This window comes from Legionella pelazae, assembly GCF_052527395.1.
On sequence record NZ_JBNVZS010000004.1, the window covers coordinates 172410 to 185713 of the forward strand.

Below are 13304 nucleotides of genomic sequence, written 5' to 3' on the forward strand. Positions count from 1 at the left end.
AGACTTATTTAATTAACTATTTGAACTTTTAGCTCATTAAAGATGTCACTTTTTATTAATGCAAATACTGCTTAAAAATTAAATTAGCCTTTTTAATTAAATTGGCAGCTGTCTTAGTGCCAGTCTCTATTTCGGTTGTGATTATGCGGTCTGCGAAACAAACGAAAAATAATAAATATTAATCCAGCAATAATTAGCCATGAAAATAAAGCGCTACCAAAGCCATGTCCGAAAAAAAGACTAGCCAATAAGCCGCCCATTATAAAACCCGCTAAACCACTTCGCCAACGACTACCGGTATTGCGGTTAGCTGCATAAGATTGTTTTGGTGCAGCTTTACTGTAAGAAGAAGTTGAACGAGGAAACCCTATTGCACGTCCACCACCAAATCGCTTTGCGGCTGCTTCATTAACCACTAAACCAAAAGAAAGCAAGGTAATCATAAGTATAGAAAAAATTGTACGCATAAAATAACCTTATCTAAATTAAGTGCCATCATACTAGCATGAAATGAGTTAATTAACGTAAGTTCAATATAAAGATTTTATCGTCTAATTCGATGCGGATCAAAGGCTTCACGAATAGCATCAGCAAATAAATTACTTGCAAGAACTAACATAAACATAAATAGAAAAGCCGCCATCATTGGCCACCAGACAACGGGTTCTCGTGCAAGCTCAAGCCTGGCACTATTAATCATATTTCCCCAGCTAATTGTCATGGGGGATACACCAACACCAACATAGGATAAAACAGCTTCTGCTAAGACTAAAAAACTAAAATCAAGCACGAGGTTAATTAAAACAATAGGCATAACATTAGGCAATAAATGTTTATAAAGAATTCGCCAGGCGCTACTACCTAGCGCTTTTGCTGCCAAGACAAAATCAATTTCTCGCAGCTTTAGTGCTTCTGCTCGTAGAATTCGACATAAACTAGTCCAACTTGTAATTCCTAAGATTAAGCATAAGGCCAAAAGGCGCGCATCAGCACTCTCTTCTAGGGTGGGAAATTGATCGGGGTGATTAGCAATGTAAGTTTGCATGGATAAAACTGACGCTGTAATAAGTAGCACACCTGGAATGGAGCTTAAAGTTGTGTAAATGTATTGAATAATATCATCAATTAACCCACCAAAATAACCTGCAGCAATGCCAAAAATAATAGCTAGAGGCAACATAAATAGTGTGGTGAGTGTACCAATTATAAGGCCTGTGCGAATACTTTTGACCGTGTAATAAAAAATATCCTGGCCAATTTTTCCTGTACCTAAAAGATGAAAATTGCGCGATAACCAATAGCTAGCAAATATAAAAAATAAACATAAAAAGAAAGTAATTAATCCCCAAATTAAGCTAGGACTTATAATGAATTTCTGAGTTAAAGAAAAATAGTTATATATTGCAGCGCCAAGAATTAACACCAAAATGAAGGTAATCAAACTTTGTAGTAGTGACTTCTTTAGCAAAAACAAAATAAGCTCTTGTTTTTGAGCAGGTGTTTTAATTTCAGCTGGCGGATATTTTAAGCGTGGATAAATTTGCTTAACCTCGCCGTTAATGATGGTTGTTTCTAAACTATAAAGGTTTAAAGCTAAAGGTGCGGAATAAGTTTTTTCATAAACGCTACCCACAGGTGCTATTATCTTATCTAAAAGAGAAACTAAATTGCTACTCTCTTCTTCATTTGTTGCATGAAAATGAATTGAATCCAAAATACCTACGATCAGAAAAAAAAAGAGAACAATGCCTGCACTGACAGCGATGGGATTATGAAGCAAATAACGAAATGAACGTCTAACTGGTTTTTTGCGTAAACTTATTGCTAAAGCTAAAAAGCTAATTCCGATTAAAAGTAAAAACCACTGATCAGTCCACAATAATTCCATTAATTTAACCTTACACGAGGATCTGCCCAAAGATAAGAAAGGTCAGTTAAAATTAGACCCAAGATATATAATACGGAACCTAAAAAAACCATGGCTCTTACAATTGCAAAATCTTGTTGCCCAATTGCATCAATAATATAACTACCTAAACCTGGCACACCAAAAAAGGACTCTAAAATTAAACTTCCCATAAATAAGGTAGGAATAATTACAACCACACCCGTTAAGATAGGCAGCATGGCATTTTTTAAAACATGCTTAAATAACACTTTTGACTCAGATAATCCTTTTGCCCGGGCAGTTTTTACATATTCCTTATTCATTTCCTCTAGAAATAAAGTTCGATACCATCTAGAGCCTGCGCCTATACCACTTAATACCGCAACCACTACCGGTAAAACGATAAATTTTACACTGTTTAATCCATCATCATAACCAGAAATAGGCACCCAACGTAGTAGCTTACCGAAAAGATATTGCCCACCAATAATATAAAATAGGCTTGAGATTGACATTAAGATAATACAAATCACAACGCCACTTAAATCAAGAAAAGTAGAGCGGAAAAAGGCCATTCCCATTGCAAAAATAATATTAACTAACATACCAAGTATTAAAATAGGTATAGCAATCGCCAAACTTGGCCACATACGATGAGAAATATCAAAACTAATATCTCGCCCAGCATCAGACATGCCAAAATCAAAAACAAATAATTTTAATGATTTCTGAAAAAATAATGTTTGAGTAAATTTTTGTAGCCCAGCCTTAGTGTCATTGTAAAGCAGTGGCAAGTCATAGCCATGCTGTGCCTTCCATTGCGCAATGGCCTCTGGTTTTATATGCTTTTGACCAAGTTGCATGCGCGCCATATCATCAGGTGAATTAATCATAAAAAATAAGGCAAAAGTAAGAAGATTAATGCCAATCAAAATAGGCACAGCATAAAGGAGTCGTCTAATAAAATAATAAATCATAATTTAAATCGCTTAGCTAATTGTCTTTGTGTTTGTCGATAAACTAGAAAAATAGGAAGTATTATTAGAAGAAATAAAAGCAATAAAATCACAAGAAGAGGCCATAAAATAGGTTTATTCCATAAAATTCTAAACTTATTGCGCAATGAAACATCAATACTCGTATATTTTAAAGAGTTTAAACCAATCGTGTTAGGTTTTGTTAAAGACACCCATTGTTGCGTAAGCATGAAAGTCTCTGTATTAATTCCCCATACCCAAGGTGCGTCATGTCTTACTATTTCAACCATCCGATCAATTATTGCTTGACGTTCTCTATCATTGGGGCGATTTTTCATTAAATTAAATAATTTATTATATTCTTGATTATCATAATTGGCAGCGTTTTCACCACCATACCGAACTTTGCTATTGCCGCCATAAAGCATAAAGAGAAAATTTTCAGGATCAGGGTAATCAGCATTCCAACCCCAACTGAAAATTTGTGCATTACCATTGCGCATTTTTTCTTGAAAGCGATTATATTGCGTTGCACGAATATTTAAATCAATCCCAATTTTGGCAAATTGTTTACGCATCCATTCTAATTGTGATTTATCATCAGGCCCACCCGTTATGGTTACATCATAATGTAGAATTAATGCTCTTTTAGTGCTTTTATCTCGGCCATTCGGATAGCCTGCTTGTTTTAACAATTCTTTCGCCTCTTGGATAGAACGCCTCTTACTACTATTACCACTCCAGCGGTAAACATAAGGATTAATTCCAGCTTTACCTATCTTATAACCAAAGATTCCAGGTGGAATTGGCCCTTGCGCCGCAATCCCGCGGCCATTTAAAAAAATCGCAATATTTTCTTCATAATTAACTGCAATAGAAATCGCAAGCCTAAGCTTTCGCGCTCGTTCACTGTTACCTCCAACAATAGGATCAAGCATATTAAAACCCATATAATAAATGCTAGGATCAACAGTGGTTGTTAAGTGCATATTTTTAGCTTGCATTTCAGGACTTAAAATGGGTTTTCCTTGGGAGTTAATCTGAATAGCCTGCGCGTAACTATCCGTGCTAATTCCTGATAAATCGTAATATCCTTGCAGAAATTTATTCCATCTGGGAATTGCTTCTTTTTCAAGTGTATAAATCGCTTGATCAATTAGTGGTAATCGCTGCCCTAAATGATGCGCATAACCCAGCTTCTTATCCTCATTGCTCGCATTCATAGGGAAATACTCTTCATGAAAGTTAGGATTTTTATCTAAAACCATTCGTTTATTTGGATTATTTTCACTAAGCATAAAAGCGCCTGTACCGACAGGATACCAATCAAAGCTTAAATTTTTATCGTCCATACCGGCTTGACTATAAAATTGATCAGCTTCCCAAGGAACAGGCGCAAAAAATGGCATGGCTAACCAAAATACAAATTGTGGATATTGACCTATGATGGTAATTTCAAATGTATAGTCATCTATCTTGCGCACGCCCTCTAATGAATATTTACGTAGATCGATAAAACCCGAGGTTGGTAATATTTTTGCAAATTCCCGAAACCCCATAATTTTTTCGCTCATTAATCCATAAATAGGTGAATTGACAGCAGGATTTGCTAAACGTTTAATTTGATAAATATAATCATCTACTATTAGCTCTCGTGTTCCTGTATAAGGAAAATTAGCTAATTCGCTAATATCATTTTCATCTAAATAATCTGCTGTTAGATTCAGGTAGCGATATTGTCCTCTTTTATCTTTGGCAAAAGCTGGATGCGGTTGATATAAAATTCCAGGCTTTATTTGCAAGGTATAAACGGTATATGCAATATTAGTGGAATTAGCTGGAACGGCTTGTAATTGAGCATTTAAATAGCGAATACTGGGCATTGCCCTAGCGATTAGAGGTACAAGTTTATAAGGCCTAATAAAATAATCATATTGAAGAAGCGGCTCATAAATTTGTGCAATAAACTGATATTCATTACTGGAATAGGAGCGCGCTGGATCAAGTGTTTTGGGTTGCTCACTAAATGAAGAATAGTAAATTTTTCTAGTTGATTCATCCTTAGGATAAGGGTTGTTAAGCACCCAGTTTATTGCATAACCTTGTATGCAAGTCATAAGCAAAACTAAAACAAAAATCCTTTTTGCATAACGTTTTGCCAAAATTGTAGTCCTAAGAAATAAATTATTATGAAGTCTGTTTTAATCTTAAAGCGAACAGAGATGATTTTCTACTATTAGTTAATAAAGCGAGTATTGTGATGGATTTATTAGAAAAAGTGGTCCTTTTAGAAAACGAAGCTGCTCAATTTGGCTTTCGTTGGGAAAATGCTAAGCAAATTATGGCGCAAATTGAAAGCGAATATCATGAAGTTAATGAGCATTTACTAAACTTAGCTAAAACTCCCTTAAACGCAGATTTACAAGAAGAGATTGGCGATCTATTGCATGCTGTTTTTTCTCTATGCGTATTTTGTCAATTTGATCCTAAAGAAACCTTAAACTTAACTTTACTTAAATTTGAACGAAGGCTACTGGCGGTTAAACAATTAACGATAAATCGGGGAGAGACAAATTTAGAAGGCTATACTTTTACGCAATTAATGGAGCTTTGGGAACAAGCTAAAAAGATAGCGGATAGATAAAAATTATATGGGATCTTGTAATCAGCCATGAGAAGTTATTAACTTCTCTTCAGAGGCGCTGTAATTTTAAAACTTAAGGAAATTTTTATCTTCTGTATTTATGACGGGACTTGTAAGATTTTCCTGACTTTCTGAACTAAAAAATCGCAATGAATAGGTATTCTCTGCCTCATCTTTACTTCTTACATTCTCAGTTTCACCCCCCCTTTCTAAACTAATACTGTCACGTAAAGAGTCGCCCTGATATTTTTCTGATTCTTTAGAAAATAAAGTTGGATTAGATAAAGAAAAATCTTGTGCAAAATCTTCCTTTAGGTTTTCTTTTACAATTGACTTCCATTTTTCATGACGAGACTTTAAACAACTAATAAGAGCGTCTACAGAGTAATCTGCTGGGTCATTTTGTTTAAGACTAGATTGAATAAGCTCTCTAGTAGCTTCATCTTCAGCAAAAGCTAAACATTTCTCTAACATTATTTTTCGATGAATTGAAAAAGAAGATGTGATTGTCTCTCTAATAATGGCCTCAAATACTGCAAAGGAAGTGTCGGCAATTAACTTAATTATTGCAAACTTCTCATCTTGAAAAGCTTTAGAAGCTACTAAACTCTTAGGTAAAATAAGTTCAGATACACCTTCATAATTTTCTTCTACAAAGTAAGGAATTTTTTTTAAGGCAGATAATTCTAAAGGCTTTTGGAGCATTTCAAAATCAAGTGCTTCAGCCATATCTAGTCCAAAAGCTAATAGTATATTATCTAGTCCTGCCAAACCATAATTGCCAGAATGAGTATCAGTTTGGGCTATAAAATACCAGATAATAAATATTGATATAAGGCCTTTAACCTTCAAAAAATCTTGAGCCGTTAAACCATAACAACCTTCAGAAAAATTCTTTATTTTTCGGCTAGCAATAAAAAATTGATTATTCTCCTGTACAATTTCCATCTCCAGACCATAACCCATTAAATGCTGAAATATCCTAGCACACGCTAGTTCAACCTGGGCTGCATACTCACTTCTTCGATATAAGATAAAAAATTCATTATCGAAAAAGGCACTATCTTTACAAGGGTAATTAGGTAAGGCGGTGTAACCGTAATTGAATCCCTGCTCAGGCGAACCAAACTTAAGCTGAATATTTTTAAAATCTTTAAAACTTTTATACTTCATAATAATTTTTAATAAAAAAATAGATTATACGTACTTTGTTACTAAAGTACATAGTTTTATCATTTAGATGTATTTATACCTCTTAAGACTAAGTAATTTACAATAAGATTATTAATTGAAAGTCGGCATTCAATAACTCTAATCAGTAAATTCAGAACTGCTTTAATGGATTTTATTAAACGACTTGAATATGTTACATTGCTAGATTGAGATAACCATCTTTTTATAATGATTAGAAACGTAAAACCAATCGTTCGGTTCGCTACTTTAGACGATGCAAAAGCTATTGCTAAGATTCATATTTTATCTTGGCAAGCTAGCTATAAAGATTTTATCCCGAAGGCTATTTTGCAAACTCTTTCAGTAAAAGAAAGGACAAAGCAATGGCAAGATTTAATGAGACAAGGTGTAAAAGTCTTAGTCGTTGAAGTGGAACAAAATATAGTTGGTTTTTTAAGTATATGTACACTTCGAGATATCTATCTCAGCCCATTAAATGGAGAAATAAGCGCTCTTTACCTACATCCTACTTATTGGCGTTTAGGATTAGGAACTAGGTTATGTCATACCGCTTTCTCTGAATTAGCGAAAATGAATTATCAATTTGTCTATGTTTGGGTGCTCTCTGATAATAGTCAGGCGCGCCAATTTTATGAAGCACTTGGTTTTGAAAATACTACTATAACAAAACTAGAAGAGTTTTATGAAAATGGTGCACTTTTAAAAGAAATTCTCTATAAGAAAAAAATATAATTTATTGATTTAATATAAAGTTTGATAATCAAATTAGAAGTCTAAGCATCCCTTACAGCATATTAAACGAGTATATGGATCAAACCCTTCGTAAGATTTCAAGAAGAAATTGTTGACCCTTACTCCCTACTGAACACTTAAGATGAAAATTACCTTAAAATTAGTTTAAATACTGTAATAAATCCTCTTCATTTAATACTGGTACCCCTAACTGATTAGCTTTATCTAATTTAGATCCGGCATCACTGCCCGCAATGACATAATGAGTTTTAGCCGAGACACTACCGGTTACCTTAGCGCCTGCTGCTTCTAATTTTGCTTTCGCTTCATCACGACCCATGCTAGCAAGCGTTCCAGTAAGTACCACTGTTTTACCATATAAAGGATGTTCCTTATTAAATTCTTGCTTAGGTGTATCTGGCCATTGCACACCATAGGCGATTAATTTATCAATCACTTCGCAATTGTGAGCTTGTGCAAAAAACTCAACTATATGCTGTGCAGCAACTGGCCCTATGTCTTTAAGCATCATTAACTCGTCCACTGTAGCCTTCTTTAAAGAGTCTATGGATGCATAATAAGAAGCTAAAACACCGGCGCCTACTTCACCCACTTCACGTATTCCTAAGGCATACAGAAATCGTTTAAATGTTGTATACTTGCTTTGTTCAATCGCTTGCAATAAATTTTCTGCCGACTTTTTACCCATTCTTGGCAAATTAATTAAGTCTTCTAATCTTAACTGATAAAGATCAGCAACATCTTTCACCAATTTTGTATCGACTAAGAGATCAATAATAGCCTGCCCTAAACCGTCAATAGCCATGGCTTTACGTGAAGCAAAGTGCCAAATAGTACGTTTAAGTTGGGTTGCGCAAAATAAACCACCTGTGCAGCGAGCAACAGCTTCGCCTTCCTCACGCACTACATCAGCACCACAGACAGGGCAAGTTGCAGGTAGACTAATGGGAATAGTATGCTCTGGGCGCTTCTCTTTAACAACAGAGACAACTTCTGGAATAACATCGCCAGCACGGCGAATAATGACTGTATCACCAATCAAAATGTCTTTACGAATAATTTCATCCATATTATGTAGCGTGGCATTACTGACTGTAACACCCGCTACATTAACAGGCTTAAGCCTTGCAACTGGCGTTAAAGCGCCCGTTCGACCTACTTGAAAATCAACAGCAATAATTTCCGTCATTTCTTCTAAAGCAGGGTATTTATGTGCGCAAGCAAAGCGAGGAGCCCGTGCCACATAGCCTAATTCTTGTTGTTGTGTAACACTATCTAACTTATAAACCACGCCATCAATTTCATAAGGTAAAGAAAGCCGTTTATTGGCCATCATCTCATAGTAAGCTAAGCAACCTTCTAGCCCTTTTGCTTGCTTATTTTCAGAAGAGATTCTAAAACCCATATGATGCAGCAGCTGCAACTGCTCAAAATGACTATCAGGCAATGGGCTACCCTCATAAGCACCAATACCATAATAATAAATAGCAAGTGGCCTTGAGGCTGTAATTTGTGGATTTAATTGTCGCAAACTACCTGCTGCTGCATTACGAGGATTAGCAAACGTTTTTTCACCTGTTTCTCGGGCTCGCTGATTAAGTGCTTCAAAGCCTGCTTTAGGTATATAAACTTCGCCTCTTACCTCAATAAAGGCCGGAGGATTTTTTATCATTAATTTAAGAGGAACTGCCGAAATAGTTTTAATATTGGAAGTAATATTTTCTCCAACGGCACCATCACCACGCGTAGCAGCATGAATTAACAATCCATGCTCATAAGTTAAATTAACAGCCAAACCATCTAGCTTAGGCTCACAAGTAAAAAGCAAGTCATTTTCTTTACAGTTTAAGCGATCGGCTACTCGCTTAACAAAAGCATGCAGCTCTGGGGCTGTAAATACATTGCCTAAAGAAAGCATGGGTTGTCTATGTGCCACGGGCTCAAAAGCGGTGACGGGTTGGATCCCTACGCGCTGGGTAGGCGAATCACTAGTAATATATTGTGGATATTGGTTTTCAAGTGCCTGTAATTCGCGAAAACAACGATCATATTCGATATCAGGGACTAAAGGTTCATCTAAAACATAGTAATGATAATCATACAATCGAATCCGTTGGCGTAATGCCTCTATCCTTTCTAAATTTTTATCCACACTCATAATCCGCCAACCAAAAAACAGTTAAACTTAAAACAGCTAAGTATGAACAGTTCATCGATTTGCATCAATATAATTATTTTATCTTAATTAAAAAATTACTTGGGCTATTCTTTAACTCTTGCTCAGCGATTTAGAATTATGATATAGAATGAGCCATAGCTTAAACACGGCTTAAATTTATGGACCTGCCACGTTTTATCTTTATTCTTTTTATCTTATTTTTTTCATATAGCTCTATAAGTTATACCCGACCACGTGATGAAAATTTTGGTATCGCTTTTATTCATGGCAACAATGATCATCGTACTGATGCAGAAGGGGGTTATTGGAAAAAGGAATTAATTGATTCACTCGCATCAGCTTTACCTAACCCAGACAATTATATTGTTGTTGGCTGTGATTATAGTCAATATATGTGGCACGAAGATGCTGCTGGTTGCACAGCAGACCAATTATTATCTTTTATCAACAATAAACATATCAGCAAATTAAAGATTTATGCTCACTCAAATGGTGCAAATGTTATTCGCTGGATTTTATCTAATCCAACCTTTGACGCACGATATTTATCATTATCAAATAAGATAATTGAAGTCATTGCACTCTCACCATCTAGTGGCGGCACGCCACTTGCTGAAGAAGTAGTGGAAGGGAATTTATTTGAGTCTGCAGTTAGCTGGTTAATAGGCTATCTCAATGATGCTGTACGGCAGCAGCGAGTTGCGGATATGACGATTTATAATAATGAACTGTTATTTGGTAGTATCGGTCGCCCCGCTCTATCCATTCCTTTTCGAACAATCATTGGTACTGACGTCACTGCTTCTCCTTTTAACCGGGCGAGTTATTGTAACGGTTATCGTTATAATGCAGGCCTTAAAGTTACCAAACTTTATTTAGATAAATGCGCAGATGGATTTTTAGAATGTATATCACAGCGCGCTGCTGGTTCAGTTTGGTTTTATGATATTCAAAAAACAGAACATAATAATGCATTAAGCCATAATCAAAGTCGTCATACTTGTTTTGGGCTTGATGCAATATTAAGTAAGGATCTAGCAGATGGAGTAGCTTAATGGTTAAATCATTCTTTTTTCTTCTTACTATAGGCTGTTTAAGCCAAGTTTGGGCGATATCAATACCTACTCAATTGTTAAAAGAATATGAATGCCCCCATTGCGACTCTCTTTCACATATGCCTTTAAGTACTTCTTGGCCTATTCATGATAAGCTTTTTAAACATGATGTCACTAAACAGGAAAGTGCTAAATATCATTTTGAAGCAACCGCTGCTGAGTTACGCCAAGGAGTACCTATTTATACATCAGCACCGCAAGCCGTCATTCGTATCGTTCCTAAAAATAAGAAAATAGTTTTACTTGATTCAGAACTTCATCTCGCTAAAGAGCCAAATATAAGGCTTTCCTTTTTAGATGCATCAACCTTATCTCAGAATAAGTCACCTGATGCTCTGTCTTTAATAAATTTAGACAAAAGACCTCTTTCCAAACCGTCAGTGACGAGACAAGGTCGGTTGAAAAAAGAGCTGAAAAAGCGCAGTGTACAAGTAGTACATGAGCATTTTGAAGATATTTTTTCAGAAGAGATTGGCCGTCAATGGCGGTTTGGAAAGAGGTCTAAAGTCATTGAGTTAAAACCTGAACTCGGTAGTGGGCAATTTATATTGTCATTAACCGACTTAACTATTTTAGCAACTGAGCGTTTTCAAATACGCGTATTTGATAAGGCCTCAACGACCTATCTACATGTAGAAACTAACCAAGCTTATTACCAATATGGTGATGAGCTTATTACTACTATTTTCCTTGCAAAAAATAATCGACGCTACTTAGTTAATTCTATTAAAGCAAGCCTTTTGAGCCCGAATGGTGAACGCTTGCCGATTACCTTGGATGAGATTGAGCCAACCCTTTATCGGGGCAAAATAAAACTTGATAACGAAAAAAATTTTCCTGGCCAAAACTGGTATGTAGAAACAGATGTCAGTGCTAAAATTGGTGATCAAACTGTCAACCGCCATGCGCATACCGCTTTTTCTTATGCCATTCCTTCAGCGCAGGTTACGAAAATTACAAGACTCCCCTCTTCTTTAAAATTTATTACAACTATTAAAGTCGCGACAGGCAGCCGTTATATGCTCCAGGCTGTTCTTTTTAAAGGTGATGCGCAAGGCAAAAAGCATGCAATAGAAATTGCGCAAACAGCCAACTGGATAGCACCAGGTTACTCTACTTTAATCCTCTCTTTCAAACATAAGATTGATAATCGAGAACTTTCACCGTATTATTTGGGGTTGATTCAACTTATCGATTATGGCCAACTCAAACCTGTTTTTGAACATAATTCGCCCATCGATATTTCTCCTAGGTTAATATGATTGGATGGTCTCAGTTTACACTGACACAAGGAATAATAGCTCTATTAGCCTTTCAATGTTGTTTTATTTTCTTCTTTTGTAGGCGCTTCATTGTGTTTCGCCAACATGCCGATGATCAATTTAACAAATTACAACAGCTTATCGTGGATGAATTACATCAATTGCAACTTGATTTACAAGATCATCATCAAATCAATCAGCAACGTATTTTAGAGCAAATTAATCAGGGACAATTAACTAATCATCAACTCATTAACCAAACCATTCAACAATCGATGACTGATGTACGGGAGCAAATTAATCATAGCTTTATGCAGCATGCTCATTCATTAACCTCTCATTTACACAGCTTAACTGAGGAAATACGCAGTCACTTAAATAATTTAACTCAGCAAGTGAATCATAAATTAGCTGAAGGTTTTGAGAAAACCTCAACGACATTTACGGATATTGTTAGACGACTCACTATTATTGATGAAGCGCAGAAAAAAATAACGGAACTCTCATCACACGTTGTTAATTTACAAGATATTTTGGTTGATAAACGAGCCCGTGGTGCCTTTGGTGAAGTACAACTAGGTAATCTAATTGCTAACATGATCCCAAGCTCTCATTATCGCATGCAGTATACACTTAGTAATCAAAAACGCGCGGATTGTATTTTATTTTTACCTGAGCCAACCGGACATGTGGTTATTGATGCAAAATTTCCCTTAGAAACTTATCAAAAGTTAATGTCTAGCGATGTTAGCTCGGTAGAAAGAAAACTCTTGCATCAGCAATTTCGCCAAGATATTCAAAAACACATCAAAGACATTGCTGAAAAATATATTATTCCTAACGAAACGACCGACGGCGCGGTGATGTTTATTCCAGCAGAAGCTATCTTTGCTGAAATTCATGCAAGCTATCCTGATGTAATCGCCCTATCACAGCGTCTTAAAGTATGGCTTGTTTCACCCAGTACATTAATGGCTGTGTTAACGACAGCCCGTGCGGTTCTTAAAGATGACGCCACCCGTAAACAAGTCCATATTATTCAACAACACCTACAAGCCCTTGCGCAAGACTTTCAGCGCTTTGAAAAAAGAATGGATAAATTATCGAAGCATATTGATTTAGCCCATCAAGATGTAGGCGAAGTGACTATTTCCGCTAAAAAGATAACACAACAGTTTCAAAAAATTGAATCGGTTGACTTATTAGTTCATGAAGAATAGTTCACTCATTAGTTGTCCTACTAATATAAGTTATTCAATTGATAAACCTAGAAAGTCATATTCGAATTATGT

At 35.9% G+C, this 13304-nt stretch carries 11 protein-coding genes; 5 read left to right on the plus strand and 6 right to left on the minus strand.

What is annotated here, in order from left to right; all coding sequences use genetic code 11:
* Positions 1-113: 113 nt before the first annotated feature.
* The 4 genes from ACQUW5_RS06515 to ACQUW5_RS06530 all read right to left on the minus strand — a co-directional run bounded on the left by ACQUW5_RS06515 (position 114) and on the right by ACQUW5_RS06530 (position 4982).
* Entirely contained in the window at positions 114-467 is a 354-nt protein-coding gene (locus tag ACQUW5_RS06515; RefSeq protein WP_444990414.1) for a hypothetical protein, read from the minus strand.
* A gap of 77 nt (positions 468-544) precedes the next feature.
* Entirely contained in the window at positions 545-1888 is a 1344-nt protein-coding gene (locus ACQUW5_RS06520; RefSeq protein WP_444990415.1) for an ABC transporter permease, read from the minus strand.
* The gene (locus ACQUW5_RS06525; protein WP_444990416.1) at positions 1888-2865 is read right to left on the minus strand and encodes an ABC transporter permease; all 978 of its coding nucleotides are present in this window, start codon (positions 2863-2865) and stop codon (positions 1888-1890) included. Before ACQUW5_RS06525 ends, ACQUW5_RS06520 begins: the two co-directional genes overlap by 1 nt.
* Complete coding sequence (locus tag ACQUW5_RS06530; RefSeq protein ID WP_444990494.1) at positions 2862-4982, minus strand: ABC transporter substrate-binding protein; 2121 nt, start codon at positions 4980-4982, stop codon at positions 2862-2864. Before ACQUW5_RS06530 ends, ACQUW5_RS06525 begins: the two co-directional genes overlap by 4 nt.
* Before the next feature lie 143 nt (positions 4983-5125).
* Between ACQUW5_RS06530 and ACQUW5_RS06535 the strand changes: the two genes are divergently transcribed.
* Positions 5126-5509, plus strand: a complete 384-nt coding sequence (locus ACQUW5_RS06535) for a nucleoside triphosphate pyrophosphohydrolase family protein (RefSeq protein ID WP_444990495.1) — start codon at positions 5126-5128, stop codon at positions 5507-5509.
* Between the two features lie 66 nt (positions 5510-5575).
* On the opposite strand, the gene ACQUW5_RS06540 is transcribed toward ACQUW5_RS06535, so the two are convergent.
* The gene (locus ACQUW5_RS06540) at positions 5576-6682 is read right to left on the minus strand and encodes a hypothetical protein (protein ID WP_444990417.1); all 1107 of its coding nucleotides are present in this window, start codon (positions 6680-6682) and stop codon (positions 5576-5578) included.
* Between the two features lie 228 nt (positions 6683-6910).
* Here ACQUW5_RS06540 and ACQUW5_RS06545 point away from each other — a divergent pair, with 228 nt between their 5' ends.
* Positions 6911-7435 (plus strand): GNAT family N-acetyltransferase, encoded by a 525-nt coding sequence (locus ACQUW5_RS06545; protein ID WP_444990418.1) that lies wholly within the window; start codon positions 6911-6913, stop codon positions 7433-7435.
* 160 nt (positions 7436-7595) lie between these two features.
* Here ACQUW5_RS06545 and ligA read toward each other — a convergent pair whose 3' ends face one another.
* Complete coding sequence (gene ligA, locus ACQUW5_RS06550; protein WP_444990419.1) at positions 7596-9614, minus strand: NAD-dependent DNA ligase LigA; 2019 nt, start codon at positions 9612-9614, stop codon at positions 7596-7598.
* A 179-nt stretch (positions 9615-9793) separates the two neighbouring features.
* Between ligA and ACQUW5_RS06555 the strand changes: the two genes are divergently transcribed.
* The 3 genes from ACQUW5_RS06555 to ACQUW5_RS06565 are packed head-to-tail and all read left to right on the plus strand — an operon-like array spanning position 9794 to position 13232.
* Positions 9794-10690: a hypothetical protein gene (locus ACQUW5_RS06555; RefSeq protein ID WP_444990421.1), complete on the plus strand. Its 897-nt coding sequence runs from the start codon at positions 9794-9796 to the stop codon at positions 10688-10690.
* Positions 10690-12012, plus strand: coding sequence for a DUF4785 domain-containing protein (locus tag ACQUW5_RS06560; protein WP_444990422.1), 1323 nt, complete (start codon positions 10690-10692; stop codon positions 12010-12012). The genes ACQUW5_RS06555 and ACQUW5_RS06560 overlap by 1 nt, the downstream gene beginning before the upstream one ends.
* A complete protein-coding gene (locus tag ACQUW5_RS06565) occupies positions 12009-13232 on the plus strand; it encodes a DNA recombination protein RmuC (protein WP_444990423.1) in 1224 nt (407 codons plus the stop codon). The genes ACQUW5_RS06560 and ACQUW5_RS06565 overlap by 4 nt, the downstream gene beginning before the upstream one ends.
* Positions 13233-13304: the final 72 nt, after the last annotated feature.